Source organism: Sedimentitalea sp. (genome assembly GCF_039973035.1).
GTDB lineage: Bacteria > Pseudomonadota > Alphaproteobacteria > Rhodobacterales > Rhodobacteraceae > Sedimentitalea.
Map to the genome: position 1 here is coordinate 1 of NZ_JBDWLR010000031.1, position 3,255 is coordinate 3,255.

A 3,255-nucleotide genomic window follows, 5' to 3' on the forward strand; every position below is an offset into this window, starting at 1 on the left:
GCAGCCTCGGTGGCGGTGGCCCAGCCGAAATACATTGATCCAATGACCGCGAAAACAAGACACAGTACCGGGATCAAAAAGCGGCTCTCGGCGAGCATTGTACCAAAGCTGATGCTGGGTTCGGGGTCTGGGCGTTGTTCGGGGCGGAAATAATGCCACGCCACGATATACGACATGAACAGTGCTGCGAGCACGAGGCCGGGGATGATACCGGCCATGAACAACTTGATGATGCTTTCGTTGATCGACACGCCATAGACAATCAGCGTGAGGGACGGCGGTATCATCAAGCCAAGGGTCGCAGCCCCCGCCAAGGTTCCGACGATCATGTATTCAGGATAGCCCCGCTTCCGCAGTTCAGGGATCGACATCTTGCCAACCGTGGTCAGTGTTGCAGCGGATGACCCGGAGACAGCGGCAAAAATAGTGCAGCCTGCGATATTGGTATGCAGCAAACCACCGGGGAGCCAACGCATCCATGGGGCAAGCCCGCGGAACATGTCCTGGGACAATCGTGTTCGATAAAGGATTTCACCCATCCAGATAAACAGCGGCAGAGCTGTGAGCGTCCATGATGACGCCCCAGTCCAGATGATTGTGGCCATGGCATCGCCGGCTGGGCGGGTGGTAAACAGTTCCATCCCGACCCAGGCAACGCCCATAAGCGCCAGACCGATCCAGATGGACGAACCAAGCAAGGTGAACAGGACGAACAGGAAAACGATTGTAGCGTAAGCTTCGGTCATTCGACGGACTCCGACACAATCGGGTTTACACCCGTCACGAGCATCCGGTACAGCGTGTCCCACAGGGCAATCGCCAGCAAAATCGTACCAATCGACATGGCCAGTTGCGGTATCCAGATGGGGGTGTAAACCAAGGTCGTGCTACCCGCCGCGACGCCCGCAAAATCAAGGCTGAAAAAGGACACCAACCACTCGGGGATTTGGTCCTGGCCCTGCGTGCGGTCGTTGAGCATTTCTGAGAAGAAGTTCGCCTTGATTGCGTAACGCGCGAAATAAGTGGCGATGACGGCCGCGCCAAACACTGCGAACAAATCGAGCCATTTTTTCAAGAAATCATTGGCATTCAGGATTATCGACACGCGAATATGCGCGCCGCGGGTCAGCGCGTGGCACAGCGCAAAAAACGAAGTGGCCGCCATAGCGTAGCCTGCAAATTCGGTTGTGCCCGGCACAGCGACGCTTGTCCAGCGGGCGACCATTCCGATCACGATCAACGTCAGGATCATGATCATAAAGAACCCAGCAATGGCGCCGCTTGTTGCATAAACACGGTCGAGAATACGCCAAAGAGGCCGAAGGTAGGGTTCAAGTCTTGGGCCCACAATCAGGCAGACAACACCGATAAAGCTTGGAAGAACAAAGAGCCAAACCCAAAGGGGCAGGTTCATGACGGGTGACCAGTCACGCATTTCGGGTTCTCGATATTTGAAACGAAAACAGGCCAGCCCGCAGCAGCGCGGGCTGGCCAGAAAGGTTTAGTTGGCGTTGTAGGCGTCAAGGATCGCCTGGCCGTCAGTCCCAGCTGTCGCCAGCCAATCAGCCGTCATTTTTGTGCCAATCGCTTCGAGTTCGGCGAGGAATTCTGGACCTGCATCCTGAACAGTCATGCCGTTCTTCTCAAGCTCAGCGAAGTAGAAGTTCGCCAGTTCAGCCGATTTGGCGGAACACGACGCCGAGGTCTCGTCTGCGGCTTTCTGGATGCTTGCCTGAAGCTTTGGATCCAGACCGTCCCAGACTTGCGTATTCACCATCACATAGTTGCGCGGCAACCATGCGTTGACCTTGTAGTAGTGGCTCAGATGCTCCCAAACCTGGCGGTCATACCCGGTAGATCCGGACGAGATGAACGCTGATGCGACACCGGTCGCCAGGGCTTGGCTCAGCTCTGCGGCTTCGATCTGAACGGGAATCATGCCCAGTTCTTCTGCAAAGGTCGCTGTGGCGGAGTTATAGGACCGGAATTTGATCCCCTGTGTATCCTTGGAAGAGTTCACTTCCTTGTCAAAGTAAAACCCCTGACCCGGCCATGGGCAGGTATAGAGCGCCACAAGGTTCAGGTCCGCCAACTGCGCGTTTACGGTTTCACGGGCAACTTGCCACAGTCGGTCGTTGTCTTCATAGCTGGTGGCAATGAACGGCAGGTTGTCCCAACCCAAAAGGGGAGCCTCGTTGGCGTGGGCCGACATAAAACGCTCTCCAATCGGAACCTGACCGGTCTGGATGGCGCGCTTTATGTCACCGCCACCGAACAGCGACCCGCCCGGGTGGACCGTGATGTCGATCGCGCCATCTGTGTAGTCACGCACGAGGTCAGCGAAGATCACGCCATGCTCGGAATGGAAATTTGTCGCGGCATAGGCCATCGGCATATCCCACGACTGGGCGTGGCCGTCTGCGAACGCACTCGTCGCCATTAGGGCGCCGACAAAGGTCGCGGCGGTGGTCTTTAGAATCGTCATTGGTGTCCTCCCAGACGGCTGCACTATCGTGCCGCATGTTTCATAGGATCGAAGGCTGCCAAATCATTGTTCGGTTTTTTACCGCCTATCAGATCTGCGATGATCCGACCCGTTTTGGGTCCGCCTGTCAAGCCAACATGTTGATGGCCAAAGGCACTATAGCTGCGTCCCTGCGCATCATTTGCACCGATCAGCGGCAGGCTGTCGGCTGGCGCGGGGCGATGGCCCATCCATTCAACAACATCATCACTCCTCATGTCCGGCAGGATTTCTGCGACCTGGCGATGCAGCATCTCGAACGGGGCCCTGCCTGGTCCTTTTTCAAGTCCACCGAATTCTATGACACCCGCAGCACGCAATCGGCCATCCATCGGGGTCAGGACAAACTTGCCACTGGCGACCATCATGGGGGCCTTTGGCATGATAGTCGGGTTGATGAATTCCAGATGATAGCCCCGTTCACTTTCAAACGGGACTTTGACACCGAGCTTGTGAGCAATCGCCTTGGACCACGGCCCCATGGCAAAGACGATGTGATCGGCGCTCATCGCTCCCTCTGAGGTGTGTAGACCTGTGATCACGCCGTCTGTGACGTCTACATCACGAACATCGCAGATTTGCAGCATTCCACCTTGGTCGACAAAATGATCCGCCAGAGCTTTGACATAAGCGCCAGGGTCCGAAATGCGGCCATGATTTTTGCAGCGGACGACTGTCTCAAATGCCGCACCGAACGCTGGATCATCAACCGCGTGTTCCGCCCCACTCAC

General features: G+C 56.3%; 4 protein-coding genes. All 4 read right to left on the reverse strand.

All coding sequences use genetic code 11. The features are described 5' to 3' along the window. The coding region (locus tag ABJO75_RS07390) for a TRAP transporter large permease subunit (protein WP_348432402.1) at positions 1-746 on the reverse strand (746 nt) is incomplete at its 3' end. Continuing rightward, positions 743-1,435: a TRAP transporter small permease subunit gene (locus tag ABJO75_RS07395; RefSeq protein WP_348432403.1), complete on the reverse strand. Its 693-nt coding sequence runs from the start codon at positions 1,433-1,435 to the stop codon at positions 743-745. The genes ABJO75_RS07395 and ABJO75_RS07390, both read right to left, overlap by 4 nt. A gap of 66 nt (positions 1,436-1,501) precedes the next feature. Beyond that, complete coding sequence (locus ABJO75_RS07400; RefSeq protein ID WP_348432404.1) at positions 1,502-2,485, reverse strand: TRAP transporter substrate-binding protein; 984 nt, start codon at positions 2,483-2,485, stop codon at positions 1,502-1,504. Positions 2,486-2,508: 23 nt separating this feature from the next. Next, positions 2,509-3,255, reverse strand: a 747-nt coding sequence (locus ABJO75_RS07405; protein WP_348432405.1) for an FAD-binding oxidoreductase, incomplete at its 5' end; no start/stop codon positions are given.